The sequence below is a fragment of the Caballeronia sp. ATUFL_F1_KS4A genome (genome assembly GCF_023630905.1).
GTDB classification, from domain to species: Bacteria; Pseudomonadota; Gammaproteobacteria; order Burkholderiales; family Burkholderiaceae; genus Caballeronia; species Caballeronia zhejiangensis.
In genome coordinates this window covers 136,398-162,873 of the sequence record NZ_JALQEB010000002.1, presented here as the reverse complement: position 1 = coordinate 162,873, position 26,476 = coordinate 136,398, and the positions used below count along the sequence as shown (strand labels likewise).

The following is a 26,476-nucleotide window of genomic DNA, read 5'->3' as shown; positions in this document are numbered from 1 at the left end:
TTCCTGAACGCGTCAGGCGAGCGCAATCAGACGACGTTCATCGCCAGCGCGCTTGCGCGGTAATGTTCCGCGGCCTTGTCCGCGTCGCCGAGCTGTTCGTGCAGACGGGCGAGCGCGCGATGCGTGCGAATCTTCAGCGGTTCGTTGTCGGCGAGCTTCAGCGCCGATTCGAGGAACGCCTGCGCCTTGCCCCACAACTGCTGATGCAGGCAGAGACGTCCGAGCGTGAAAAGCAGGTCGGCGTCTTCGGTGCGTTCCTTCTGCCACGCTTCGGCGCGCTGGATCAGCGGGAAAGCGTCGCCGCCGACGATGCAGTCCGGATAACGCCGCAACAGCCGCGCGTCCCAGTTGTGCGCGAGCGCGTCTTCGACGATCTTCTTCGCCTCCGCGCGACGATCGAGCGCGATCAGCAGTTCCGCGGCGAGATCGGCGAGACGCGGCGACTGGCGCTCGGTCGCCGACAGCGATTGCCACAGTTCGAGCAGCGCGTCCGGGTTATGCCGGCGATCGCGCAGCAGATTTTCCGCCGCGACCTGGCGCAGCCGCACCGCGACCGCCGGATGCAGCGCCTCGCGCTTCTCCAGCATCCGCACGAGCTTCAGCACTTCGCCCCAGTTCTTCAATTGCTGCTGCGCGCGCAGCGCGATTTGCTGCGCGTGGATGCGCCGGCCGCCCTGCGCCTGCATTTCGGTGAGCGCGACGAGCGCGCCGTCGGCGTCGCGGCCATCGGCGCGCATGTCGGCGGTGGCCATCAGGCGCGCGTCCTGCCAGTCGGCGCCGGAAACCTGCGCGAGCCACTCGTCGCGGCGCGCATATTCGTGCAGACGATGCGCCGCGTTCGCGCCGATCAGCCCGGCCGCACCCTTGTTGTCTTCGACGGACAACGCATCGCGCGCGGCCTTCTCGGCTTTCGAGAAACGTCCGGCGTACAGATGCCCGACCGCATCGCGCAGCGACGCATTCGCCTTCGCGATCTTGCTGCGCGTGCGATACGCGGCGACGCGCGACGGCATCTTCCAGACGCCACGCACCGCGCGGATGATCGCGTACAGCACGATGAACAGCACGACGAGCGCGACCGCGAACAGATTGAGCGACATGTCCACGCGATACGGCGGGATCACGAGCAGGATTTGTCCGTTGTTGAAGCCGCCGACGGTCGCGACGATCACCGCGACGGCGAACAGCAGCGCGAGCCAGATGAGTCCACGAATCGTCATCATCCGCCTCGCTTGAACTGATGGACGGCGGCGAGGCTCGCGTTCAGGTTCGGTACGGCGACGGCGAGCGACGCCTGATCGACCTGCTTCACGAGCTCGCGCACGGCCTGCACTTTCTTCGACGAGGCATCGAAGTAGCGGCCGAGCGCGGCGTCGGCGGCGTGCAGGTCCGACTTGAGCGTCGGCTCGCTGCGCGACAGCAGCGAAAGACGCGCGGACAGCAGCCGCAGCTTCACGTTTTCGCGCACGAAATAACCTTGATCGGGCGATGTGAGCATCGCATCGGCGTTATCGATGCGGCGCACCGAGACGAGGCTCGACAACTGCTGGCCGATGCCGTTCGTGATCTGATGCCACAGCACCTTCCAGCGCGGCTCGCCGGTCGCCGCCGCGATCGACGCGCTGTTGGCCGGCTCGGCGGCCTGCGCGCGGGCGCGGGCGATCGGCGCCTCGCCCGAAAGCGGCAACTGGTCGATCTGGTCGATGGCCGTGTCGAGCTTGATCGCGAGACCGGTGAGATCGGTCGTCGGCGTGGCTTTCAGCTTGTCGATGTCCTGCGCGATCGCCTTGCGGATCGCGACGACCTGCGGACCGGTGGTCGCGGCAAGACGCGTGTCGGCGCTTTGCAGCGCGAAAAGCGCGAGTTGAACGTTGCCGGTGAGTTGCAACTGCTGGCTCGCGCTCGACAGAATCTGCTCGACTTCGGCGACGGTCCAGTCGTCGCGATTGCTCGCGAGATCCTGATATTGCTGCTGCAGCGCCTGACTGTGCGCTTCGGCATCGGCGAGCTTGCCCTGCAACTGGATGATCTGCGTGTTCAACGCGGTGGTCGCGCTCGCGGCCTGATCGGCCTTCGCGCGCAGATCGGCGTTCTGCTCGTCGGACTGGGCGAGGCGCTGCGACAGTTGCGCGTCGGTGCGCTCGAACTTGCGGTTCAGGACGAAGGCGCCCGCGCCCGCCGCCACCGCCAGAATGACGACGACGAACCACAACACCACGATGCCCGCGCCGCCGTTCTTCTTCTGCTGCTCATAAGGCGTGAAAGGCGTGTTCGGCGGCAAGGGCGGTGTCACGTTCGGCTGAGGTGAAGCTTTCTTGGAATCGTTCGAATCAGTCATGCGTGATTGAGCCGTTTGTTGGGCCGGCGCGGTGGCCGGATTGGCGTCCGTCGGCGCGGATGAGGAATTTATCGAAGCCGATGCGCTCGCGTGCGCGTGAGCCTCCGGATCGCGTTGGAGCGGGAACAGCGCTTCCAGCGCGTGCGCGATGCGCTCATCGCCCGCGCCGGACACCGTAATCCTATCAAAACCCGCTCCCCGCGCGGCCTCGGCGATGCGCGGGTGCGGGCAGACGAGCGGCGCGCGCTTGAGCAGCACGATTTCGTCGGCGGTGAGATGTTCGTGGGCGAGCTCGTCGAGATTGCGCACGCCTTCCGAGCTTGTCAGCAGCCACGCGTGCGGTTCTCCGGCCAGCAATTCGTGGATGCGCTCCCACTCTTGCATCGACGGTTCCGGCAACACGCGGCGATAGGCGGCGGCCTTTTCGACCCGCGCGCCTGCTTGCGCGAGCCGCTCGGCGAGCCATTCGCGGCCGCCGTCGCCGCGCACGATCAGCACGCGCTTGCCTTCGAGACCGTTCGTGCCGAAATGCGCTTCGATCGCGGTGAAGAGCGCCTCGGAATCGAAGCGCGGATCGAGCGCTTGCGCCGACGGACTGATCACGCGATGCGACGGCGCGTGCACGCCCTGACGCGCGAGCGCCGCGACCGAGCCCGGACCGACGACCGCGACGGGCAAATCGACGGGCCAGGGCGCGGCGAGCCGCGAGAACGCATGATCGATCGCATTCGGCGACACGAACACGACGAGCGCATAGCGCCCCGGCGCTTCCGGCGGCAGAAAAAGCTCGTCGAGCGCGGCGCGCAGCGGCGCATCGTCGGCGACGGGCGCGATATCGATGAGCGGAAATTCCAGCGCGTCGAAGCCGGCGCTCGCAAGGAGCGCGAGCAGCGCGGACGACTGTCCGGCGGGACGCGTGACGACGACGGTGGCGCGGCGCTCGCTCGCCATCAGGACTTCGGCCCCGAGGGCGCGGTGTTCGGGCCGTCGGCGCGCGACATGGTGCTGAGCGCGGCGACGATATCCATCGCGCCTTGCGCTTCGAGATCCGACGACACGCGCTGGCCGAGCGCGAGCGCGGCGGCGAGATCGGGCGCCTGCACGCTTTCCTCCGCGCGCAGCACGCGCTTGCCGTCGGGCATCGACACCGCGCCGCGCAGATTCAGCGCGCCGTCGCGCCATACGGCGTACGCGGCGAGCGGCACTTCGCAACTGCCGCCGAGCGCGCGCGACACCGCGCGTTCCGCCTCGACCGCGAGCGCGGTGTTTTCATCGTGCAAAGGTGCGAGCCACGCGGCGAGATCGGCGCGGTCCGCGCGAATCTCGATACCGAGCGCGCCCTGCCCCGCTGCCGGCAAGCTCTCGGACGGATCGAGCAGCGCACGGATGCGCGCTTCCAGACCGAGACGCTTCAAACCCGCCGCCGCGAGGATGATCGCCGCGTACTCGCCGCGGTCGAGCTTGGCGAGACGCGTATCGAGATTGCCGCGCAACGGCCGCACTTCGAGATGAGGAAAGCGCGCGCGAATCATCGACTCGCGACGCAGGCTCGACGTGCCGACGATGCTCCCCGCAGGCAGCGCATCGAGCGATGCGTAATGCGGCGACACGAAAGCGTCGCGCGGATCTTCGCGCTCCATGATGGCGCCGAGCGTGAAGCCTTCGGGCAGTTCCATCGGCACGTCCTTGAGCGAATGCACGGCGAGATCGGCGCGGCCCTCGGCGAGCGCGGCTTCGAGCTCCTTCACGAACAAACCCTTGCCGCCGACCTTCGACAACGTGCGATCCAGAATCTGATCGCCGCGCGTCGTCATTCCGAGGATTTTCACGTCGCAAGATGGATATAATTTGTGCAGCGCACACCGCACGTGCTCGGCTTGCCACATCGCAAGCCGGCTTTCCCGCGAAGCGATGATGATGCTCGCGGGCGGTGTCGTTGAATGCGTCTCGGAATTCATTGATGCTCGATCGAATGACGGGATGGATGAATAGACATTAGCGAACAATGGTAGCACGCACGCCAAGGTCCACCGACACCCGGGCAGCGCGCGAGAGCCTTGTCCGATGCGCCTTTCGGGGCGTCCGTGGTGTGTTCGTAGCGGCGTGAACGACGGCCCCGGCCGCGTCGCGCGCGATGAACGCTTCGGGGCGCGAAGAATGCCGCGGCATGCTGTCGCCGGTTTGACGCACGGCCGTTCGCGCGGCCCGCGATTTTCTGCCGATGCGGCGCCCGTCGAGGTCGCCGGATCATGTCGATGTACCCTGGCTTCGCAGCTTTCGAGAGGAACCCAACGTGACGTCATCCGGATCGGCTCGCCCGGCGCGCCGCAACGCCGCATTGCCCAAGTCTTCCTCCTCCGACGCGCCGCGCGCGGCGTCGTCGCCCATCGTCACGACGAAGGCCGCGACGGCCGCGAAGGCTTCGAAAGCCGCCATCGCGCCGAAGCTCGCGAAGAAAGCCATCGCGACCAAGACCGCGCCGACGAAGCTCAAAACGCCGCGCCCCAACGGCGCGGCCGTCGCAAAAGCCGCGAAGCCCACGAAGCCCGCGAGCCGCACGCGCGACGACAAGGACCGCCCGCTCTTCGAAGACATCCGCTTTCTCGGGCGTGTGCTCGGCGAAGTGCTGCGCGAGCAGGAAGGCGACGCCGTGTTCGAGGTCGTCGAGGCCATTCGTCAGACGGCCGTGAAGTTCCGCCGCGAGGACGACGTCGAAGCCTCCCAGACGCTCGAAAAGAAGCTGCGCGCGCTGTCGCCGGAACAGACGGTGTCGGTCGTGCGTGCGTTCAGCTACTTCTCGCATCTCGCGAACATCGCCGAAGACCGCCATCACAATCGCCGGCGGCGCATTCACGCGCTCGCGGGCTCGGGTGCGCAGCCGGGCACCATCGCGTATGCGATCGAGCGCATGCGCGAGCACAAGAACATCAGCGCGACGCGCAAGCTGCTCGAGAGATTTTTCGGCGATGCGCTGATCGTGCCCGTCCTCACGGCGCATCCGACCGAAGTCTCGCGCAAGAGCATTCTCGACGCGCAACACGATATCGCGCGTCTGCTCGCCGAGCGCGATCAGGAACTGACCGCGCGCGAACGCGCACAGAACGAAGCGGTGCTGCGCGCACGCGTGACGTCGCTGTGGCAGACGCGCATGTTGCGCGACGCGCGCCTTTCCGTCGCCGATGAAATCGACAACGCGCTGTCTTACTATCGCGCGACCTTTCTCGCCGAAATTCCCGCGCTCTACGCCGATATCGAAGCCGCGCTCGCGGAACACGGCCTGCCCGTGCGCCTGCCGCCGTTCTTTCAGATGGGAAGCTGGATCGGCGGCGACCGCGACGGCAATCCGTTCGTCACCGGCGAAACGCTCGAAAACGCGATCACGCGTCAGGCGATCGTCATCTTCGAACACTATCTGGAAGAGACGCACAAGCTCGGCGCGGAATTGTCCGTGTCGGACCTGCTCGCCGGTTCGAGCGATGCCCTGAAAGCACTCGCCGATGCCTCGCCCGACCAGTCGCCGCATCGCAAGGACGAGCCGTATCGGCGCGCGCTCATCGGCATCTACACGCGGCTTGCGGCGAGCGCGCGCGTGCGGCTCGGCGAAGGCGTCGTGACCGTGCGTAGCGCGGGTCCGGGCGCACCGCAGATTCGCGCGACGCCCTACGCCGATGCCTCCGAATTCGTGCGCGACCTGCACGTGCTGATCGATTCGCTCGCGGAGCATCACGGCGCGTCGATGTCGAGCCTGCGTCTGTCGCCGCTCGCGCGCGCCGCCGAAGTGTTCGGCTTCCATCTCGCGAGCATCGACTTGCGGCAAAGCTCGGACATTCACGAGGCCGTCGTGAGCGAGCTGCTCGCGCGTGCGGGCGTCGTCGAGGATTACGCGTCGCTCACCGAAGAGCAGAAGCGCGAAGTGCTGCTGAAGGAGCTCGCGCAGCCGCGCCCGCTGCGCCTTCCATACGCGCAATATTCCGATCTCGCGAAAAGCGAGCTCGGCGTGCTCGAAGCGGCCCGCGAGACGCGCGCGAAGTTCGGTGCGCGCGCGGTGCGCAACTACATCATTTCGCATACGGAGACCGTCAGCGACTTGCTGGAAGTGATGTTGCTGCAGAAGGAAACGGGCGTGCTGCAAGGCTATCTCGGCGCGAAGGACGATTCCCCGCGCGACGGCCTGATGGTCATTCCGCTCTTCGAGACCATCGCCGACTTGCGCAACGCGCCGGTCATCATGGGCGAATTCTTCGCGCTGCCGGGCATCGACAAGCTCATCGAAAATCAGGGCAACGAGCAGGAAGTGATGCTCGGCTATTCGGACAGCAACAAGGACGGCGGTTTCCTCACGTCGAACTGGGAGCTGTATCGCGCGGAACTGGCGCTCGTCACGCTGTTCAAGGAGCGTGGCACGACGCTGCGCCTCTTCCACGGACGCGGCGGCACGGTCGGACGCGGCGGCGGCCCGACGTATCAGGCGATTCTGTCGCAGCCGCCCGGCACCGTCGACGGGCAAATCCGCCTGACCGAGCAAGGCGAAGTGATTGCGAGCAAGTTCGCGAACGCGGAAATCGGGCGGCGCAATCTGGAGACGGTCGTCGCCGCGACGCTGGAAGCATCGCTGTTGCCGCACGAGAACGCGCCCGCGCAGCTGCCGCAATTCGAAGCGGCGATGCAGACGCTCTCCGATTCCGCGATGGCCGCGTATCGCGCGCTCGTCTACGAGACGCCGGGCTTCACCGACTACTTCTTCCTGTCGACGCCGATTTCGGAGATCGCGGAGCTGAACATCGGCAGCCGGCCGGCGTCGCGCAAGCTGCAGGATCCGAAGCAGCGCAAGATCGAGGATCTGCGCGCGATTCCGTGGGGCTTCTCGTGGGGCCAGTGCCGTCTCTTGCTGACGGGCTGGTACGGCTTCGGCAGCGCGGTCACGGCGTATCTCGACCGCGCCGGTTCCGACGATGAACGCGCGAAACGTCTCGCGACGCTGCGCAAGATGCACAAGACGTGGCCGTTCTTCAAGAACCTGCTGTCGAACATGGACATGGTGCTCGCGAAGACCGATCTCGCCGTCGCGTCGCGCTATGCGCAGCTCGTCACCGACAAGAAGCTGCGCAAGACCGTGTTCGACAAGATCGTCGCGGAGCATCAGCGCACGTGCGACGTGCTCGGCGAAATTACCGGCAAGATCGATCGTCTTTCGGATAACCCGCTGCTCGCGCGTTCGATCAAGAACCGCTTCCCTTATCTCGATCCGCTCAATCACTTGCAAGTGGAGCTGTTGAAGCGTCACCGCGCGGGCGATCAGAACGTACGGCTGCGGCGCGGGATTCATTTGACGATCAACGGGATTGCCGCGGGGTTGCGTAATACCGGCTGATGCCTTCCTTTGGCGGGGCGTTTTGGTTCGGGATGCAACGTTGCCTCGATGTATGCGTGGGTTTCGGCGGATCCCGATTTCGTGTCGGTCTATTGGCGTTGCCCCTGTGCGGGGCGGCACCTACTTTCTTTGCTGCTGCAAAGAAAGTAGGCAAAGAAAGCAGCTTTTCAGGCCCGCGGTCACACGCACGTTGGGTAGTTCTCTCGTCCCGGGCGGCACTCGCCTAAAGAGTGCCCTCAAAGGACCAATCGGGCTTGGCTCGCGCACGGTCTGCCGCCCGAAGGTGTTCAGAACATTGGTTCAGCACGAAATAGCTTCGGCACAGCGCTTCGCGCTGCCGTAGGGCATGCAAGGGAAACCATCGGTTTGCGTGCGCAGTGCGATAGCGATGTTAATAGCGAAGCACTGGCAGTCCCGCTTAACCGGTCGGCCGCGAAGCGGGCTGGAGCTGTTTGGTGCTGAACCGGTTCGTTGTGTGGTGCGATGTGGCAGACCGTGCGCGAGCCAAGCCGGGTGATTGTGATGAGGGCACTCCTTAGGCGAGTGCCACCTGGGACGAGAGAACTACCCAAATTGCGTGTGACCGCGGGCCTGAAAAGCTGCTTTCTTTGGTCACTTTCTTTGCAGCAGCAAAGAAAGTGACTGCCGCCCCGCACAGGGGCAACGCTAATAGACCGACGCGAATAAGGGATCCGGCGAAATCAACAACCGTCACCGACACGAACCCGAGGATCGAGCGACATCCAACAATCTTCAACCACGCCGCTTCCCCTCCACCATCACCGCATCGAGCTCGAACGAGCAATCATCCTTCACGTTGAAATACTGCCGCACCTCATCCGGCGCGCTCGCCCACATCGATCTGATGGCCGTCACGCGCTCGGCCGGCGTACGCATCCGCGTCACCCACGACTCGAATTCCAGCGGGATGCGCCAGCGCTCGGCGATTTGCGCATCGAAACCGGCGGCATCGAGCATCGCGATCCATTCGTCGGCGCGATAGTCACGGATATGCGACGCATCGCGCAGGATTTCGATCGCCTGAATGTGCGTGTCGTAGAGCGGATCGTCGATGCCCGCGATATCGATGAACTTCAGCCGCCCGCCAGGCTTCAACACGCGATGCACTTCGGCAAGCGCTGACGAAACGTCGCGCCAATGATGCGCGCTCATCCGGCTCACGGCCCAGTCGAACGACGCATCCGCGAACGGCAGCGTTTCGGCCGCGCCCTGCTGCGTGCGAATCGTCGTCAGGCCGCGTTCCTCCGCGGCGGCTTCCACGGTCGCGAGCATCTGCGGGGCGATGTCGTACGCCACCACTTCGCGCACGTGCGGCGCGATCGCAAAGCTCGCGTGTCCCGCGCCGCATCCCATGTCCAACACGCGCGCGTTGCCGCAAGTGGCCGCGAACGTCGCGGAGAGATTCTGCAGATCCGCGCCGCTCGCATGGACGGCGCTCGTGAGATACGCGGCAGCGGTGCTGCCGAATGCGTCTGCGACCTGATCGTGGTGTTTCATCGTGGGCTCCGGTTTCGTCGTGGTCTTGTGTCGCTACAATAGAACCCGCTTTGTACCAGTACAAGTTGTGCAGTTATTCTGGTATGTACACCACCTGCCACGCATGAATCACATCGACAAGAACGAAACCCTCGCCGAAACGTCCGCGCACGCGCTCGGCGAGTTCATCCGCGCGCATCGCGAAAGGCTCTCGCCGCAAGCGGTCGGACTCGCGCCCGGCCCGCGCCGCCGCACGCCCGGCTTGCGCCGCGAAGAAGTCGCGCAACTGTGCGGCGTGAGCCCGACCTGGTACACCTGGATCGAGCAAGGCCGGCCCGTGTCCGCTTCCGCCGATGCCCTCGCGCGCATCGCCGTCGCGCTGCAACTGTCGCGCGCCGAACGTGCGTATCTTTTCGAGCTCGCCGCCCAGCGCGATCCCGCCGAGCCCGATCCGGCTTCGCAGGACGCGCCCGCCGCGCTGCTCCAGACCGTCGGGCTGATCGCCGCGCCCGCCTACGTGCTCGATCGTCAGTGGAACGCGCTGCGCTGGAACGAGCATGCGTCGGCGCTGTTCGTCGGCTGGCTCGACGGCGAGCACGACCGCAATCTGCTCACGTACACGTTCACGTCGCCGGCGGCGCGCGCGCTGATCGTCGACTGGGAAACGCGCGCGCGGCGTCTGGCGGCCGAATTCCGCGCCGATTCGATCCGCCATCTGAACGATGCGCCGACGCGCGCGCTCATCGACGATCTCTCCGCCGCGAGCGATGCCTTCGCGCGCTACTGGGCGTCGCAGGACGTGTTCGAGCGCGAAGGCGGCGAGCGCGCGTTCAATCATCCGTCGCGCGGGCGCGTCGTGTTCAATCAGATCACGTTCAAGCCCGCGCATCGCGAGGATTTGAAGCTCGTGATTCTGGTCGGATCGGAATAGTGCCGAATGTTAAAATTGTCGACTTCCCGAAGCCCGAACCGCTGAAAACATCACCATGACGTCCCAACTCCACAAAAAAGGCGAAGCCTGGTCGGCTCGCTTCTCCGAGCCGATGTCGGAGCTCGTCAAGCGCTACACGTCGTCGGTGTTCTTCGACAACCGGCTCGCGCTCGTCGACATTCAAGGCTCGCTCGCGCACGCGTCCATGCTTGCGGCGCAGAAGATCATCAGCGCCGACGACCTCGCCGCCATCGAGCGCGGCATGGCGCAGATCAAGGGCGAAATCGAGCGCGGCGAGTTCGAGTGGAAGCTGGATCTGGAAGACGTGCATCTGAACATCGAGGCGCGCCTGACGGCGCTGATCGGCGATGCGGGCAAGCGCCTGCACACCGGCCGCTCGCGCAACGATCAGGTCGCGACCGACATCCGCCTGTGGCTGCGCGGCGAAATCGACCGCATCGGCGAGCTGCTGAAGGAGTTGCGCGTCGCGCTCATCGACATGGCCGAAAAGCATGCCGACACCATCATGCCGGGCTTCACGCACCTGCAGGTCGCGCAGCCGGTCACGTTCGGGCATCACCTTTTGGCCTATGTCGAAATGTTCTCGCGCGATGCCGAGCGCATGCGCGATCTGCGCCGTCGCGTGAACCGTCTGCCGCTGGGCGCGGCGGCGCTCGCGGGCACGAGCTATCCGATCGACCGTCACGCGGTCGCGGCGGCGCTCGGCTTCGACGGCATCTGCGCGAATTCGCTCGACGCCGTGTCCGACCGCGACTTCGCGATCGAGTTCACGGCGGCGGCCGCGCTCGTCATGACGCACGTGTCGCGCTTCTCCGAAGAACTCGTGCTGTGGATGAGCCCGCGCGTCGGCTTCATCGACCTGGCGGACCGTTTCTGCACGGGTTCGTCGATCATGCCGCAGAAGAAGAATCCCGACGTGCCCGAACTCGCGCGCGGCAAGACGGGCCGCGTGAACGGCCATCTGATGGCGCTGCTCACGCTGATGAAGGGCCAGCCGCTCGCCTACAACAAGGACAATCAGGAAGACAAGGAGCCGCTGTTCGATACCGTCGATACGGTCGCGGATACGCTGCGCATCTTCGCGGAAATGGCCGCAGGCATCACGGTGAAGCCGCAGGCGATGCGCGCGGCCGCGCTGCAAGGCTTCTCGACCGCCACCGATCTCGCCGACTATCTCGTGAAGCGCGGCCTGCCGTTTCGCGACGCGCACGAAGCCGTCGCGCACGCGGTGCGTATCTGCGACGATCGCGGCTGCGATATCGCGGACCTGTCGCTCGACGCGATGCGTATCGAACTGCCGAACGTCGCGCATCTGATCGGCGAAGACGTGTTCGACTATCTGACGCTCGAAGGCTCGGTCGCGAGCCGCAATCATCCGGGCGGCACCGCGCCGGATCAGGTGCGCGCGGCGGCGAAAGCGGCGCGCGCGGCGCTCTGATCGCATTGTCGCGTTGCTGATCTCGAAGGCCGTTCGCAAGGACGGCCTTTTCGTTTCCGCACGCGACGCCATGTCTCGCGCGCGATGCACCTTATTTTCGAGATAATCGGAAATTCATTGCGGTTTCACCGGCAAGCTCGTCCATGATCATTCGCCCCAAGCTCAACTGGTTCCGGCTGCTGTTCGTGTGGCGCGGCTCCGTGCTGCCGCAACTGCTGCCGCGCCTCGGGCTGATCTTCGCGCTGTCGCTCGCGGCGATCTTCATGCACGACCACATGCGGCACTATCCGCTCGGGCTCGGCACGCCGCCGTTCGCGCTCGTCGGCATCGCGCTCGCGGTGTTTCTCGGTTTCCGCAATAGCGCGAGTTACGAGCGATGGTGGGAAGGCCGCAAGCTGTGGGGCACGCTGCTCAACACATCGCGCGCGCTGGCGCAGCAGGCGCTGTCGCTGCCGGACAATCGCGACCGCGCTGAGGAGCGACGTTTTCTGTCCGCGCTCGGCGCGCTGCCTCACGCGTTGAGACATCAACTGCGCAACACCGACGCGCTCGCCGATCTCGCGCCCCGCCTCTCGCCTGAACTGCACGCACGCGTGGCCGCCGCGAAGTTCCGGCCCGCGCTGATTCTGCTCTGGCTCGGCGAATGGGTCGCCGAACGCAAGCGGGAAGACGCGCTCGACGGCTATGCCGTCCTCGCGATTCAGCACAATCTGAACGCGCTTTCGGATGTGATCGGCGGATGCGAGCGCATCGCCTCCACGCCGCTGCCCTTCTCCTACTCGGTGATGATTCACCGCACAATCTACCTCTTCTGCGTGATGCTGCCGTTCGGCCTCGTCGATGGCGCCGGCCTGCTCACGCCGCTTTTCGCGTTGCTCGTAGCGTATGCGTTCATGGCGCTGGAGGCGATCGCCGCGCAGATCGAAGATCCGTTCGGCCTCGAGGAAAACGATCTCGCGTTGAACGCCATCTGCGACGCGATCGAAGCCGCGCTGCACGACATGGCCGCCGACCCCGACTTCCCGATGCCGCCGAAGACCGTCGCATCCTCGCGCGATTTCATCCTCGATTGATCGCGGTTCGATCTTTCATCAAACGACACAATTCGTTTCGCGATAGCGGATGCTGCGCAAGCACGACATCGTTCATAATCGTGCGACTCATCCTGGAGGAATTGTTTTGAAACTGTTCTACAAGGCAGGCGCCTGTTCCCTCGCGTCGCACATCGCGCTCGAAGAATCCGGGCTCGCCTACGAAACCGAAGCCGTCGATCTCAAGACCAAGCTCACCGCGAGCGGCGCGGATTTCACCAAGATCAACGCGAAGGGTTACGTGCCCGCGCTCCTGCTCGACAACGGGGAACTGCTGACCGAAGGCCCGGCGATCATGCAATACATCGCCGATCAGGTTCCGGCGAAGCATCTCGCGCCGCTCAACGATGCGATGGCGCGGTACCGTCTGCAAAGCTGGCTCACGTTCATCGGCACGGAACTGCACAAGAACTTCTCGCCGTTCTTCAACCCGGCCGCAAGCAGCGACTGGAAGGCCGCGGCGATGGCCAATCTCGAACGCCGTCTCGCCTACGTCGCGCAGCAAGTCGATGACAAGCAGTTCCTGCTCGGCAACGAATTCAGCATCGGCGATGCGTATCTGTTCACGGTTTTGAGCTGGGCGAAGCATATCGATCTCGACCTCGGCAAGTGGCCCGCGCTCGTCGCGTATCAGGCGCGTGTCGGCGCGCGCCCGGGCGTGCAGGCCGCGCTCAAGGCCGAAGGACTGATCTGAATCCACGTCGTCTCCGGTAGCCAGGCGGCCTCCTTCGGGAGGCCGTTTTCACATGTAGCGTCGGCATCTCGATAAACGCGTCAGCACAATGCCATCCGGCGAAACCGCTCGTTTCATCATCTCAAATAAGAGTCGTCTCATTCAATCTTAGACGCGCGCTCCCTATCATTTGCTCATGTTCTCGCGACGCCAAACGCAATCGGCGTCGTCAATCTGATACCGGAGATTCTCATGCGCAATCTGTTCAGCAAAGCCGCCGTCATCGCCATCGTTGCCGGCGCCGCCACGCTCGGCGTCGTCGCTTCGCCCAATGCAATGGCCGCCAGCAAGAGCGCGACCTTCGATGTCACGCTGACCGTGCAGGACGACTGCTCCATCGCCGCGAACCCGCTGAATTTCGGCAGCACCGGTGTGATCAGCAACAACCTCGATCAGACGACGACGCTCTCGGTCACATGCACCAAGGGCACGGCCTACAGCGTCGCGCTCGACGCGGGCACCGCGAACGGCTCGACTGTCGCGGACCGCAAGATGAGCAACGCGGCCGGCGATGCATCGGTCGAATTCAATCTGTATCGGGATACGGCGCGCACGCAGGTCTGGGGCAATACGGTGGACAGCGACACGGTCGCAGGCACGGGCGACGGCTCGAACCAGAGCATCACGGTTTATGGCCGCGTGCCGTCGCAAGACACGCCGGCTGCGGGCACGTATTCGTCGACCATCACCGCGACGCTGGTTTTCTAAGCATTTCGGTTTCCTTTTTTCAAAGGCGCGGGGCTTTTTAGAAAGCACCCGCGCATATGCACTGTTGCATGGCGCGAAAAATCAATATCCCCTCGGGTCCATTCATGAAAAGTCACTCGCTCTACCATGCCGCATTCGCCGCCTTGATTGCGGCGGAAACGCTTGCTGTGTCTCCCGAAGGTTTCGCGAAAAGCGGCACGGCTAAAATGGACATCGCTCTGACAATCGAAAATGCCTGCTCGATCGTCACGCCCGGCGCTCCTGTCGAAATCGATCAGGCAAGCCGCGTCGCGGTGAATTGCGGCGGGACCAAAACGCCGTATCGCGTCGGCGTCGAAGCGAGATCGGCTTCGGGTGAGGCGCTATCGTTGCAATCGATCGAGCACGCATCTCACGTCAAGGGCGCGGCGGCATCGACCAGTGTGTCCGGCAGCGAAAACTATCCACCGATCGTTGCCGTCACGGTTCAGTTCTGACGCACCGATACGCCGATATACCGGCAGGCGATTAAAGCGATCCCGCATACGGACCTGCGGCGCGTTTCACATTCGCATCGCTGCATGCATCAACGATCCATATCGCCGGAATGCCGAGTGAAAATAACGGCCCGATGTCGAACTCGCGACGTGCATATTCAAATCGACGGTGCCATATTTCGAAGCAGTATTCTTTGCGTCGCGTAAAAAGCACGCCTATAAGAAAACCAGAAGGAAAACTAATCATCAATTTCCAACTTGCTTAGTGGAGAAGCTTGGATTATCAATATATCCGCGTATAGGCGCTTGAAATGCGCGGCGTTTGAGGCAAACAGCTTGACAATGTAGAGAATCGAAACCAACCATAATCGAAACAAAGGAGGCCATTCTCATGAATCGCCTTGTTAAGCATTCCAAAATTAGCGCATTGACGCTGGCCTTGCTGGTTGCCTATTCAGTCAGTGCCAATGGCGCCGAGTGGCAGGAAGGGACCACATATTCGGCAGGCGCCACCGTCACTTACAACGGCCACACGTATCAGGCGCTGCAATCGCATACCGCCTACCCCGGCGCGGGATGGACGCCTTCCACCACGCCGACGTTGTGGAAGGATCTCGGCGCAACGGGCGGCACGCCGACGCCGACACCGACTCCAACCCCGAGTCCCACGCCGACACCGACTCCAACGCCGACTCCAACACCCACGCCAACGCCAACGCCGACTCCGACTCCGACGCCCACGCCCACGCCGACACCGTCGGGCTCCGCGTGTTATGACGCGTGGTCGTCGACGCAGGCTTATGCGACGGCGGGCACGCGCGTGACGTACAACGGCCGCAATTATCGAAACAAGTGGTGGACGCAGGGCGAAAATCCGGCGCAATCCGGGCAATACGGCGTATGGGAAGATCTCGGCGCGTGCTCGGGCGGGCCGTCGCCTGCTCCTGCTCCTGCGCCGACGCCGGTTCCGACACCGACGCCAACACCCGTTCCGACGCCCACGCCCACGCCCACGCCCACGCCGACGCCGACGCCGACGCCCACGCCCACGCCGACGCCGACGCCGGTTCCAACACCAACGCCGACGCCCACGCCGGTTCCAACACCGACGCCAACGCCGGTGCCAACGCCGGCCCCAACACCGACGCCGACACCCACACCCACACCCGCACCCTCCCCCTCAGGGGCGCGTGAAATCGGCGGCTACTTCGCGCAGTGGGGCATCTACGACCGCAACTACAAGCTCAAGGACGTCGACACGACCGGCTCTGCCTCGATGCTCACGTTCATCAACTACGCGTTCGGCAACCTCTACCAGAAGAACGGCGGCTACGAGTGCGGCATCATCAACAAGGCCGAGCCGGGCGCGACCAATCCGAACGCCGCGGACGCAGGCACCGGCGGCGACGCCTGGGCCGACTATCAAAAGAACTTCGGCGCCAACGAAGCCGTCAGCGGCAAGGGCGACACCTGGGACTTCCCGACGAACGATCCGCGCTACGGCAAAGCCGGAGCCGGCCCGCTGAAAGGGAACTTCAATCAGCTCAAGCAGTTGAAGGCCAAGCATCCGAACCTGAAGGTGATCATTTCGCTCGGCGGCTGGACCTGGTCGCGATGGTTCGGCAAAGCGGCGGCAACCGACGCGCTGCGCAAGCAGCTCGTGAGCTCGTGCATCGACGTCTACATCAAGGGCAATCTGCCCTATGACGCCGGCTCGAACGCGGGCGGCGACGGCATCGGCGCGGACGTGTTCGACGGCATCGACATCGACTGGGAATTCCCCGGCGGCGGCGGCCAGCCATACAACGCCGTCGATCCGAACGACAAGAAGAACTACACGCTGCTGCTCGCCGAGTTCCGCAAGCAACTCGACGCCATCGGCGCCCAGAACGGCAAGCGCTATCTGCTGACGGTCGCGATCGGCGCGGGCGGCGACAAGATCGCGATGACCGAGCCGGGCGAATACAGCAAGTCGCTCGACTGGATCAACATCATGTCGTACGACTTCCACGGCGGATGGGAAACCAACGGGCCGACCGACTTCCAGGCGCCGCTCCACGGCGACCCCGACAGCCCGAACTACAAGGCGGGCCAGTATGCGCCGACCTATAACGTCGACGGCGCGGTGAAGGCGCTGCTCGCAGGCGGCGTGCCGACATCGAAGATCGTGGTCGGCGTGCCGTTCTACGGACGCGGCTGGACCGGCGTCACCAAGGGTCCGCAAGGCGACGGCCTGTATCAGAAAGCCACCAAGCCCGCGCCGGGCAAGTACGAGGAAGGCATCCAGGACTACCGTCTCCTGAAGAGCGCGGCCGGCACGGTGTACGAGCATCCGGTCGCGAAAACCGCGTACAAGTTCGACGGCACCACCTGGTGGTCCTACGACACGCCCGGAACCATGAAACTGAAGATGGACTACGTGAAAGCGCAGAACCTGCGCGGCTCGTTCGCCTGGGAACTCGACGGCGACGGACCCAACGCCGAGTTGCTGAAAGTGATGAGCGACGGACTGAAGTGATGCTCGACGGGCCGCGCGCGTATCGCCCGACCGGGCAGACGCGCGCGGCGCCGAGATCCGAACCTGCCGGGGGCTGCCATGTATAACCATTTGACGAAGGCTGCCGCACTGAGGGGAAAGCTGACGCAGACCGGCATCGGCTTGCGCCGGCGCGGCTTCACCTTGCTCGAACTGCTGGTGGTGCTGCTCATCATCGCGCTATTGGCGGGCTATGTCGGACCGAAGCTCTTCGGCGAAGTGGGCAAGGCGCGCAGCAAGACGGCGGCATCGCAGATGAAGGGCATCGAAAGCGCGCTCGACCGTTATCGGCTGGACACCGGGCACTATCCGGGCACCGACGCCGGCCTCGCCGCGCTGATGACCAACGTCGGCAACACGTCGGGCTGGGAAGGTCCGTACATGAGCAGCGCGATTCCGAACGATCCGTGGGGCAAGCCGTATATCTATCGATCGCCGGGCGAAGGCGGCAAGGACTACGACCTGATGACCTACGGCGCCGACGGCAAACCGGGCGGATCGGGCGAGGACGCGGACATCGTCGCCAAATGATCCGCGCGGTGAGCGCCATGCGATATCGCGTACGGGTCGAAAGCGACGGCGGCCAGCAGGAGCTGGAACTCGACGCCGCCGATGACGCCCAGTTGCGCCAGAGCGTCGCCGACATGGGTCTGTCGCTCATCGAAGCGACGCCGCTCGAAAAGCGCAAGGCGGGCTTCACGTTCCGCAAGCCCGTGTTCGAGCGCGCGCTCTTCACGCAAGAGCTGATCGCGCTGCTCGAAGCGGGCCTGAGCCTCGTCGAGACCGTCGAGACATTGCGCGACAAGAGCCGCGACGGGCTCAATCGCACAGTGCTCGCGCAGATCGTCTCCGCGCTCTACGAAGGCGAGCCGCTGTCGCGCGCGCTCGAGCGGCAGCCCGCGCACTTTCCGCCGCTCTACGTCGCGACCGTGGCCTCCGCCGAACAGACCGGCCATCTCGCCGAGGCGCTCAAGCGCTATCACCACTACGACGCGCGGCTCTCCGTGGTGCGCAAGAAAGTCGTGTCGTCGATGGTGTATCCGTCGATCGTCATCGCGACGGGCGCGCTCATCGTCCTGTTTCTCGCGTTCTACGTGATCCCGAAGTTCAGCCAGGTGTTCGCGTCGATGAAGGAGATTCCGTTCTCCGCGCGCGTGATGCTCGCATGGGGAAATCTCGTCGAGGCGCACGGCGGGCTGCTGCTCGCGGGCGTCGTCGGCGCGATCGTCGGCGCGGGCTTGTCGTTGCGCAGCGAGAAGGTGCGCGCGCGGCTCTTCGAAGCGTTCATGCGGCTGCCGAAGCTCGCGGACTATCAGCGCCTCTTCGCGCTGACGCGCTTCTACCGCACGCTCGGCCTCTTGCTCGCGGGCGGCATGTCGATGGTTACGTCGATGGAACTCGCCGCGCAGGTCTTGCCCGCGCAATTGCAGACGGCGCTCGCGCAGGCGCTCGACGAAATTCGCGCGGGCAAGCCGCTCTCCGGCGCGCTGCCCGCCGCGAATCTGACGACGCCGGTGGCCGAACGGCTCATCCGCGTGGGCGAGCAAAGCGGCGAGCTGGCCGGCATGGTGACGCGCTCGGCCGAGTTTTGCGACGAAGAGCTGGACCGCGCGATCGACACGCTGATGCGCGTGGTCGAGCCCGTCCTGATGCTGGTGGTGGGCAGCATCATCGGGACGATCATCTTCCTGCTCTACATGCCGATCTTCCAACTGGCCGGAGCCGTGGGGTGAATCATGGAACAAGCCGCGCACATCGCGCCCGATACGCGCACGCGCCAGCAGCGATTCTGGGACGATGCCGATCACGATCCCGCCGACTATCTGCATAACGTGACGGCGACGCTCGGCCTGCGCGGCTTCGACGCGCAAGCGCTCGAAACGCTCACGCCGCGCTTCGACCTGCTCTCTTTCGGCGACGCGATGTCGCGCAAGTGCCTGCTCGCCGACGACCCCGGCGCGCACTTGTGGCTCGTGCTCGCCGACCCTTTCGACGCCAACATGCGCGCCTGGGCGATGAACCGCGTGAAGAAGCCCTTCGCGTTCGCGTTCTGCGTGCCCGCCGAACTGATGGCGTACCTCGCGCTGCATGAATCGGCGCATCAGGCGCTCACGCAGATCAGCGTCGAGGGCAAGTCGTCGGCGAGCGCCGATGCGGGCGTCGAGATCACGCTCGCCACGCTCGCCGCCGACGTGCATCCCGTGATCCGGCTCGTCAATTCGTCGCTGTACGACGCGCTGCGGGCCCGCGCATCGGATATCCATATCGAAAGCACGGCGGCGGGACTCGTCATCAAATACCGCATCGACGGCGTGCTGCAGGAAACGGCGAGCGCGCCGGGCATCGACACGGCCGAGCAAGTGCTGTCGCGCCTGAAGGTCATGGCCGATCTCGATATCGGCGAGCGGCGCATTCCGCAGGACGGGCGCTTCAAGGCGATCATCAATCAGCGCGAGATCGATTTTCGCGTCTCGATCATGCCGTCGATCCACGGCGAAGACGCCGTGCTGCGCGTGCTCGACAAGCAACGCGGCGAGGCCGGCGCCACCGCGCTGCGGCTCGATTCGATCGGCCACGAGCCGGAGATCGTCGAGGCGATCCGCACGATCGCGCACGAGCCGTACGGTCTCCTGCTCGTGACCGGGCCGACCGGCTCGGGCAAATCGACGACGCTCTACGCGACGCTCACCGAAATCAATACCGGCGACGAGAAGATCATCACGATCGAAGATCCGGTGGAATACGAGTTGCCGGGCGTGCTGCAAATTCCCATCAACGACAAGAAAGGGCTCACGTTCGCGCGCGGCCTGCGCTCGATCCTGCGGCACGATCCGGACAAGATTCTCGTCGGCGAAATCCGCGATGGCGAAACGGCGGGCATCGCCGTGCAGGCAGCGCTGACCGGCCACCTCGTGCTGACGTCCGTCCACGCGAACAACGTCTTCTCCGTGCTCGACCGCTTCCTGCACATGGGCGTCGACATGCACAGTTTCGTCGACGCGCTGCTCGGCGCGGTCGCGCAACGGCTGATGCGCAAGAACTGCCCGCATTGCGTGCGCGACGACGATCCGCCCGACGACGCGCTGCTGCGCGCTTCGGCGCTCACGCGCGAAGAGATCGCCGGCTGGCGTTTCCGCAAAGGCGCGGGCTGCGAGGCGTGCAGGCGCACGGGCTATCTCGGACGTCAGCCGATCGCGGAAGTGCTGCGCCTGAACGATGCGATCAAGCAATGCTTCGTCGAGCGGCGGCCGATCGTCGAGCTGAAGCAACTCGCGTATCAGAGCGGCTTCGTGCCGCTGCGCGGCATCGCGTTGCGCGCGGTCGCCGACGGACGCACGACGCTCGCCGAAGTCAATCGCGTCACGATGGTCGAAGGCTGACGGAGGCGAATCATGTCGCGTTGGTCGGACCATCTCGAAGCGTTGCGCAGCGTCGCGAAGAAGCGGCCAAAGCTGAATGCGCCGTCGATCGAAACGCCCGCATTCATGAGCCGCACGACGATCTGGATCGACGGACGGCACGCCCGCACGTTCGGCGGCGCGCCGATGCCGCTGTCATCGGCGAACGATGTCGCCGCGGCGCTCAAGGCCATCGAAACGCTCGCGCCGAAGCCCGCGAACCTTGGTCTGCATGCGCTGCGCGTGGTGGTCGGCGCACCGTTCGCGCGCTATCACGCGCTGCCGTGGCAGCCGCTGCCGAAACCGCAGGACTGGGTCGCCGCCGCACGCGTGCAGGCCGTGCAGATGGGCGCGGGCACCGAGGCGTGGCGCTACGCCGTCACCGATGGCGCGTGGGAACAGGGACGCCTCGCCGCCGCGATATCGGAGGCGCTGTGCGCGGGCATCGAGCGTCTGTGCAAGACGCGCAAGCTGCAACTGCTCGGCATCGAGCCGGCGTATGCCTTCGCGATGCAGAAGCATGCGGCGCGCATCCGCGACGGCGCGATCGCGATCGTCGCGCTGGAGGAAACGGAGCGTGACGCGGCCATCGCGCATATCGGGCTGCGGCGCGGCGGCGGATGGACGGCCTTCATCGCATTGCCGGTGACGCGCACGCGCGAGGGCGCGCTCGATGGCGTGCTGCGCGACGCGTTCGCGCTCTGCGCCGATACGCCGCCCGAACGCCGCTACGTGATTGGACCGGGCGGACCGGGCGGACCGGACGCGCGCGAGCGCTGGTCGGCCGACGCCGCGCTCGTCGAATGGCTGCCCGCGCCCTGGGATGCCGCGACATGAAAGCGCCCGTCATCGACCTGCATCGTCCGAACCGGCCCGGCGCGGCCGTGGGGCTGCTCGCGCTCGTCGTCGGGATCGTCGCGCTGATCGCGGCGATGCAGTATCGCGACGCGCTCAAGGAACAAGGCGAGGCGCTCGACGAACGCGAGGCGACGATCGCGAAGCAGGAAGCGAAGTTTCATGTGATCAGCAACGCGCATCGCGAGTCCGGCGACGCGCGCATGGCGCAGTTGATGGCGCAGCAGCGCTACGCGACGGAACCGGCGCGCGATCTGATCGAAGGCGGATGGCATCCGAATATCGCGCTGCTGTCGCTGGATTTCGTCACCGCGTCGCGGCAGATCAACATGCAGTTCGAGACGCGCTCGGTCCAGGAAGCGATCTCTTACGCCGACTGGCTTCAGGCGCAGCCCGGCGCGGAAAGCGTCGCGATCAAGCGGCAGATTCAGAAGCCGGGACCGCCGGCGCCATCGGTGGAGACGTCGTTGCAGGTCACGTGGAAGGCGTTCGTCGCGCGCCCGGTGGCGGCTTCGGCGGTTGCGGCCGCTGCTTCGGCATCGGCGGCTTCGGCGGCATCGGCGGCATCGGCGGCTTCCGCCGCTCCGGCCGCATCGCAAGCGCGGCCCCAGGCGAGCCACGCCGCCCATCCGAGCGGAGCGCGCCGATGAACCGCCTCGTCTGGGAACTGCGGCGCGCGCAGTGGCGGCTCGGCACCTTCGGGCTGCTCGCGGTACTGCTCATCGCGGGCGCGGCGATCGTCGCGCTGACCGACATCCTGCCCTTGCATCGCGACATCGCGCAGCGTGAGGCCGATCTGAACGCGCGCGCCGTCCATCTGACGCAACCGCCGCCACCCTCGCCCGACGAAGCCGTCGCGCCGGTCAGCCCCGAGGAGCGTTATTTCGTGTTCCTGCACAGTCTGCATGCGATCGCGGCGAAGAACGGCATCGCGATTCCGCAGATCACGTATCAGCTCGCCGCGCAGGAGAAGGACGATCCGTCGCTGCGGCGCTATGTCGTCGAGACGACGTTCAGCGCCACTTATCTGCAGTTCCGCGGCTTCATGCACGAACTGCGGACGCTGCCGGGCCTGCGCTGCGAACGGCTCAGCCTGTCGCGGCCGAATATCGGCGTGACGCAACTGGAGGTGCGCCTGCAATGCGCGTTTCTCGTGGAAGCAACGAAATGAGCCGGCTCGACCTGCGCACCCTGAAGATCTCGCGTCCGGTGCTGGGGCTGATGGTGGCGGCGCTCGCGCTCGTCGTATTCACGTATTTTCGCGGCGGCGACGATACGGCGCCCGAACCGCAACAGTCAGCGGCGACATCGACGGCGAAGCCCGCCGCGCCCGCTTCCGCGCCGCCGGCGGCGAGCGCAGCCGATATCGTCGCGGCGGCCGGACCCGCGCCCATCGATCTCTTTCCGACGCAGAACTGGCAGCCACCGCCGCCGCCTCCGCCGCCCGAACCACCCAAGCCTTCGAAGCCGCCGCCGCCGCCCGAGCCGCCGCCGCTGCCGTTCGCGGTTCGCTCGCTCTGGCTCGATCAGCAAGGCGTTTTCTATGTGGTCATTTCCGGCGCGAACCGCGAGTTCCCGCTCTGCATGAACTGCCAGAAGAAGGGCTTCCTGCACAAGGGCGACGTGATGCTGAACGCTTATCGCATCGACGACATCAGCCGCCGCGAAGTCCAGTTCACGTACCTGCCGCTGAAGCGCCGGCAGACGCTGTCGCTTGGAGAACTCAAATGAGCCGGCTCAAAGACGTGACGGTCTGCCTGTTGATTCCGCTCATCGCGGCATGCGCGGGGGATCTGCATCGGCAGGATCTGCAAAACCGGCTCGCGGGCATGCCGCCCGACGCCCAGCTCGAACTGCTCGCGCAGCAAAGCGCGCAGTATCCCGACGATCTGGAAATCAGAAGCTGGTATCTCGCGTTGCGGCGCAGGCTGTCGATGGAATACCTGCAACGCGCGACCGTCGCGTACCGCGCGGGCGACGCGGCGCAGGCGCTCGGCTGGGCGCACAAGGCGCAGCAGGCCGCGCCCGGCGACGACAACCCGCGCGAGATGATCGAGTGGATCGAGCGACAGGCGCCGATCGACGCGGAAGTGCGCTACGCCGAATCGGTGCGTCTGGATCAGCCGCAGGCGGCGCTCTCGGCCGTTATCGACGTGCTCGCGAAGCAGCCCGACAACGCGCGCGCGATCCGGCTGCGCGAAGAACTGCTCGCGCCGAAGGGACAATCGATCGAGCCGAAGCTCAACAAGGACCTCGATCAACCGATCACGGTGCAGTTCCGCGATCAGCCGATCATCAGCATCTTCGAGCTGGTGTCGAACATCACCGGGCTGAACTTCACGTTCGACCGCGAAGTGCAAGCGACCGCGCCGACCACGATCTTCGCGAGCAACACGCCCGTCAAGCAGGTGCTGTCGATGGTGCTCCAGGCCAATCAGCTTTCGAGCAAGATCGTGAGCGGCAATTCGATCCTCATCTACCCGAAGCGGCCCGACAAGGAAACCGAGTACAAGGATCTCGTCGTGCGGACGTTCTATCTGCAGAACTCGACGGCGGCGCAGGTGCTCGGCGTGCTCAAGCAGATGGTCAAGACGCGCGACGCCGTGCTCGACGAGCGCACCAACGCGATCATCATGCGCGACGCGCCGGACACGATCAAAGTGGCGGAGCGCATCATCCGCGCGCTCGACGTGACGCCCGCCGAAGTGGTCATCGACGCGCAGGTGCTCGAAGTGTCGTCGTCCGATCTGCTGAACATGGGTATCCAGTATCCGGACCGCATCACGTTCGGGCTCAAGTCCGGCACGATCGACGACGGCACCACGCTGCCCGACAACACCGTCACGCTCGAACAACTGCATAACCTCAACAGCAGCGACGTGCTGGTGCGGATCGGGCCGGTCGGCATCAACTTTTTGCAGACGCACGGCAAGACGCGCACGCTCGCCAATCCGAGCATCCGCGTGCGCAATCGCGAGAAGGCGAAGGTGCTGATCGGCGACCGGCTGCCCGTCGTCACGACGACGCTCTCCAGCAACTTCAGCTCCGAGAGCGTCAACTATCAGGACGTCGGCCTCACGCTGGAAGTCGCGCCGGTGATCGCCAGTCCCGACGAAGTGCAGGTGAAGCTGCGCATGGAAGTGTCGAATGTCACCGACACGATCACGACGTCGACCGGGCTCGTCGCGTACCAGATCGGCACCCGCACCGCCGAAACCGTGATGAGCGTGCGCAACAACGAAACGCAGATGCTCGCGGGCCTGCTCCAGCGCAACGATCGCAGCTCGGGATCGGGCTTGCCGGGACTGAGCCGCCTGCCGATTTTCGACCGCATCTTCGGCTCGCGCGCCGACGACTCGAAGGAAACCGAACTCGTCTTGCTGCTCACGCCGCGCATCGTGCGCAATCAGGCCGTGCCGACGGGCAACGCGATGCAGTTCGATTCGGGCACGGAAACGCGCATCAGCACCGAGCGCGATGTCGTGACCGGCAACGAGAGCTTGCGTCTGCCGCCGCCGGTCGCCGCCGCGCCGGCGGTCGCGGCCGGTGCGGTCGCCGCAGCCCCGCTGCCCGCGCCGCCCGTTCCATCGGCTCCATCCGTGCCGAACGAGCCGCCGAGCGCGCCGCCCATCGCGATCCTGCCGCCGCCCGCGCCGACGCTTCAGTCAACCGGCGAAGCGCAGCGGCTGCCGCGCGAGCAGCCCTGAACCGCGCAGCCGGCCGACGACGATGGAAAAGGGCTTCACGATCATCGAACTGCTGGTCACGCTCGCGATCCTCGCCGCGCTCGCGATGGTCGCCGCGCCCCTCGTGCAGATCGCCGCGCAGCGCAACCGGGAGGACGAGTTCAGGCGCGCGCTGTGGAGCATCCGCGACGCGATCGACGCCTACAAGAAAGCCGGCGACGACGGCAAGATCGACCGTCCCGTCGGCGAGACGGGCTATCCGGCGAAGCTTGCAACGCTCGTCGAAGGCGTCGTCGACAAGACGAGTCCGACGCACGCGCGCATCTACTTTCTGCGCCGCGTGCCGCGCGACCCGATGTGCGACTGCCCGAGCCGCTCCGACGACGCGACCTGGGGCAAGCGCAGCTACGCGAGCCCGCCCGATTCGCCGAGCGAAGGCGACGACGTCTACGACGTCTATTCGCTCTCCGAAGGCACCGGTCTCAACGGCGTTCCCTATCGAAAGTGGTGAGAGCCATGTGGAAGAAGGCGCTGCGCGCATTCACGCTGATCGAGTTGCTGGTCGTGCTGGCGATCATCGCGACCTTGCTCACGCTCGTCGTGCCGCGCTACTTCGGCCAGGCGGACAAGGCGAAGGAAACCGTGCTGCATCAGAACCTCGCCGCGATGCGCGATTCCATCGACCGCTTTCGCGCGGATCAGGGGCGTTATCCGCAATCGCTCGATGAGCTCGTGCAGAAGCGCTATCTGCGCGAGATACCGATGGACCCGGTCGCGGGCAATCGCACCGCATGGACGACCGAGCCGCCCGCCGACGGCACACCCGGCGTCTACAACGTGCGCAGCGGCGCGAAAGGCAAGGGCAAGGATGGCAGCGATTACAGCGCGTGGTGAGCGGCGCGGCGGCGCACGTCGAAAGCGCGAGCGCGGCTTCGGCATGTTGTGGGCGCTGATGTGCGTCGCGCTGATCTCCATCTATCTGATGGCGGTCGGCACCGTATGGACCACCCAAATCCAGCGCGTGAAGGAAGACGAGCTGCTGCGCCGCGGCGACGCGATCCGCCGGGCGATCGAGGCTTACGTCAAGGCCGACAAGAGCGGCGCGTTCCCGAAGCGCTTCGACGATCTGCTGCGCGATCCGCGCGCGTCATACGTGCAGCGCTATCTGCGCGAGGCCTATGCCGATCCGATGACCAACGACGGCCCGTGGCAGGAGATTCGCGGGCCGGACGGCGAGTTATACGGCGTGTACAGCGCATCGAACGAAGCGCCGCTCAAGAAGGACGGATTTTCCGACAGCGATGCGAGCTTCGGGCTGCAGACGAGCATTTCGGAATGGAAGTTCACGTACTACCCGGAAAAGAACATGAGCCGACGGTAGCCGACTTCAATCGTCC

The 26,476-nt window shown here is 65.4% G+C and carries 23 protein-coding genes; 19 read left to right on the top strand and 4 right to left on the bottom strand.

The genetic code is table 11. From position 1 onward, the window contains the following. Window positions 1–26: 26 nt before the first annotated feature. From NCS03_RS03795 to hemC, 3 genes are read right to left on the bottom strand one after another with little or no spacing between them, the layout of a single operon-like run. Window positions 27–1,220, bottom strand: coding sequence for a heme biosynthesis protein HemY (locus NCS03_RS03795; protein ID WP_008350996.1), 1,194 nt, complete (start codon window positions 1,218–1,220; stop codon window positions 27–29). Further along, a complete protein-coding gene (gene hemDX / locus NCS03_RS03790) occupies window positions 1,220–3,289 on the bottom strand; it encodes a fused uroporphyrinogen-III synthase HemD/membrane protein HemX (protein WP_008350998.1) in 2,070 nt (689 codons plus the stop codon). Before hemDX ends, NCS03_RS03795 begins: the two co-directional genes overlap by 1 nt. Further along, complete coding sequence (gene hemC / locus NCS03_RS03785) at window positions 3,289–4,296, bottom strand: hydroxymethylbilane synthase (RefSeq protein WP_034471393.1); 1,008 nt, start codon at window positions 4,294–4,296, stop codon at window positions 3,289–3,291. Before hemC ends, hemDX begins: the two co-directional genes overlap by 1 nt. Window positions 4,297–4,631: 335 nt before the next feature. Between hemC and ppc the strand changes: the two genes are divergently transcribed. Then, window positions 4,632–7,709: a phosphoenolpyruvate carboxylase gene (gene ppc, locus NCS03_RS03780; protein WP_250528780.1), complete on the top strand. Its 3,078-nt coding sequence runs from the start codon at window positions 4,632–4,634 to the stop codon at window positions 7,707–7,709. A 753-nt stretch (window positions 7,710–8,462) separates the two neighbouring features. On the opposite strand, the gene NCS03_RS03775 is transcribed toward ppc, so the two are convergent. Beyond that, window positions 8,463–9,227: a class I SAM-dependent methyltransferase gene (locus NCS03_RS03775; RefSeq protein ID WP_250528779.1), complete on the bottom strand. Its 765-nt coding sequence runs from the start codon at window positions 9,225–9,227 to the stop codon at window positions 8,463–8,465. Window positions 9,228–9,330: 103 nt separating this feature from the next. Between NCS03_RS03775 and NCS03_RS03770 the strand changes: the two genes are divergently transcribed. From NCS03_RS03770 to NCS03_RS03685, 18 genes are all read left to right on the top strand, one after another. After that, window positions 9,331–10,137, top strand: coding sequence for a helix-turn-helix transcriptional regulator (locus NCS03_RS03770; protein ID WP_175981740.1), 807 nt, complete (start codon window positions 9,331–9,333; stop codon window positions 10,135–10,137). A gap of 55 nt (window positions 10,138–10,192) precedes the next feature. Then, entirely contained in the window at window positions 10,193–11,596 is a 1,404-nt protein-coding gene (argH, locus tag NCS03_RS03765; RefSeq protein ID WP_008351007.1) for an argininosuccinate lyase, read from the top strand. 143 nt (window positions 11,597–11,739) lie between these two features. Continuing rightward, window positions 11,740–12,669 carry a bestrophin family protein gene (locus NCS03_RS03760; RefSeq protein ID WP_008351010.1) on the top strand — a complete coding sequence of 310 codons (930 nt, stop codon included), beginning with the start codon at window positions 11,740–11,742 and terminating at the stop codon, window positions 12,667–12,669. Between the two features lie 106 nt (window positions 12,670–12,775). Continuing rightward, window positions 12,776–13,381: a glutathione transferase GstA gene (gstA, locus tag NCS03_RS03755; protein ID WP_008351011.1), complete on the top strand. Its 606-nt coding sequence runs from the start codon at window positions 12,776–12,778 to the stop codon at window positions 13,379–13,381. A gap of 231 nt (window positions 13,382–13,612) precedes the next feature. Next, on the top strand, window positions 13,613–14,128 hold the full coding sequence (locus NCS03_RS03750) for a Csu type fimbrial protein (RefSeq protein ID WP_244807785.1): 516 nt from the start codon (window positions 13,613–13,615) through the stop codon (window positions 14,126–14,128). A gap of 68 nt (window positions 14,129–14,196) precedes the next feature. Next, a complete protein-coding gene (locus NCS03_RS03745) occupies window positions 14,197–14,604 on the top strand; it encodes a hypothetical protein (RefSeq protein WP_152563197.1) in 408 nt (135 codons plus the stop codon). Between the two features lie 391 nt (window positions 14,605–14,995). Next, the gene (locus NCS03_RS03740) at window positions 14,996–17,122 is read left to right on the top strand and encodes a glycosyl hydrolase family 18 protein (protein WP_250528778.1); all 2,127 of its coding nucleotides are present in this window, start codon (window positions 14,996–14,998) and stop codon (window positions 17,120–17,122) included. A gap of 78 nt (window positions 17,123–17,200) precedes the next feature. Continuing rightward, a complete protein-coding gene (gene gspG / locus NCS03_RS03735; protein ID WP_008351020.1) occupies window positions 17,201–17,671 on the top strand; it encodes a type II secretion system major pseudopilin GspG in 471 nt (156 codons plus the stop codon). Window positions 17,672–17,688: 17 nt separating this feature from the next. Further along, window positions 17,689–18,873 carry a type II secretion system F family protein gene (locus tag NCS03_RS03730; RefSeq protein WP_034474466.1) on the top strand — a complete coding sequence of 395 codons (1,185 nt, stop codon included), beginning with the start codon at window positions 17,689–17,691 and terminating at the stop codon, window positions 18,871–18,873. A 3-nt stretch (window positions 18,874–18,876) separates the two neighbouring features. Continuing rightward, complete coding sequence (locus NCS03_RS03725; RefSeq protein ID WP_008351022.1) at window positions 18,877–20,520, top strand: GspE/PulE family protein; 1,644 nt, start codon at window positions 18,877–18,879, stop codon at window positions 20,518–20,520. Window positions 20,521–20,532: 12 nt separating this feature from the next. Next, complete coding sequence (locus NCS03_RS03720) at window positions 20,533–21,375, top strand: hypothetical protein (protein WP_250528777.1); 843 nt, start codon at window positions 20,533–20,535, stop codon at window positions 21,373–21,375. After that, on the top strand, window positions 21,372–22,043 hold the full coding sequence (locus NCS03_RS03715; protein ID WP_250528776.1) for a hypothetical protein: 672 nt from the start codon (window positions 21,372–21,374) through the stop codon (window positions 22,041–22,043). The genes NCS03_RS03720 and NCS03_RS03715 overlap by 4 nt, the downstream gene beginning before the upstream one ends. Then, complete coding sequence (locus NCS03_RS03710) at window positions 22,040–22,564, top strand: hypothetical protein (RefSeq protein ID WP_175981731.1); 525 nt, start codon at window positions 22,040–22,042, stop codon at window positions 22,562–22,564. Before NCS03_RS03715 ends, NCS03_RS03710 begins: the two co-directional genes overlap by 4 nt. Next, a complete protein-coding gene (locus tag NCS03_RS03705) occupies window positions 22,561–23,124 on the top strand; it encodes a hypothetical protein (protein ID WP_034474455.1) in 564 nt (187 codons plus the stop codon). The genes NCS03_RS03710 and NCS03_RS03705 overlap by 4 nt, the downstream gene beginning before the upstream one ends. Further along, window positions 23,121–25,100 (top strand): secretin GspD/PilQ domain-containing protein, encoded by a 1,980-nt coding sequence (locus tag NCS03_RS03700; RefSeq protein WP_250528775.1) that lies wholly within the window; start codon window positions 23,121–23,123, stop codon window positions 25,098–25,100. Before NCS03_RS03705 ends, NCS03_RS03700 begins: the two co-directional genes overlap by 4 nt. 22 nt (window positions 25,101–25,122) lie before the next feature. Continuing rightward, the gene (locus NCS03_RS03695; RefSeq protein WP_008351029.1) at window positions 25,123–25,590 is read left to right on the top strand and encodes a type II secretion system protein; all 468 of its coding nucleotides are present in this window, start codon (window positions 25,123–25,125) and stop codon (window positions 25,588–25,590) included. A gap of 5 nt (window positions 25,591–25,595) precedes the next feature. Then, the gene (locus NCS03_RS03690; protein ID WP_008351031.1) at window positions 25,596–25,973 is read left to right on the top strand and encodes a type II secretion system protein; all 378 of its coding nucleotides are present in this window, start codon (window positions 25,596–25,598) and stop codon (window positions 25,971–25,973) included. Beyond that, window positions 25,948–26,460: a type II secretion system protein gene (locus NCS03_RS03685; RefSeq protein WP_008351032.1), complete on the top strand. Its 513-nt coding sequence runs from the start codon at window positions 25,948–25,950 to the stop codon at window positions 26,458–26,460. The genes NCS03_RS03690 and NCS03_RS03685 overlap by 26 nt, the downstream gene beginning before the upstream one ends. Window positions 26,461–26,476: the final 16 nt, after the last annotated feature.